1 protein-coding gene is annotated in these 544 nt (G+C 71.0%); it reads right to left on the minus strand.

Translation table 11 applies throughout. From position 1 onward, the window contains the following. Nucleotides 1-54: 54 nt before the first annotated feature. Nucleotides 55-544: hypothetical protein (locus tag P1P70_RS45580; RefSeq protein WP_319248488.1), on the minus strand; the 490-nt coding region annotated here is incomplete at its 5' end.

Consider the following 544-nt stretch of genomic DNA (forward strand, 5'->3'; position numbering starts at 1 on the left):
GCTGGTGACCGGGTTCACGGTGCGGGGGGCGGACGGGGGCGGTCATCCGTCCGATCAGACGTAGGTCCAGCGCCAGGCGTTCGAGCTGTAGGCGCACTTGATCTCCGTGCCGTCCTCGGTGGTGGTGACGGCACCGTGGTCGCTGTTCCGGCAGAACTGTCCCGCCGAGTAGCAGTTGCCGGAGTTGGAGACGATCGAGCAGGTGCCGGGGTCCTCTTGACCGCCGCCGCTGTCACTGTTGTCGGTGTCGGTGTCGGTGTCGGTGTCGGTGTCGGCCTCGGCCGCCTTGGCGGTGGCGGTCTTGGTGACCGTGACGGTGGGGCGTGGCTTCGCCTTGGCCTCGACGGTCTCGGTGACGGTCGGAGCGGGCTCGGGCGTGGCCGTCACGGTCGCGGTGACGGTCGCTCTGGGCTTGGTTGCCGCCTGGACGGCCTCCTGCCCGTCGTTCCCGGCGGAGCCGATCACCGAGCCGGCTATGAGCAGGCCCGCGCCGCCGATCCACACGAGGACCCGCTTGTGCAGCGGGCGGGTGTCGGGCGGGCGA

This window comes from Streptomyces sp. MB09-02B, assembly GCF_033794485.1.
GTDB lineage: Bacteria > Actinomycetota > Actinomycetes > Streptomycetales > Streptomycetaceae > Streptomyces.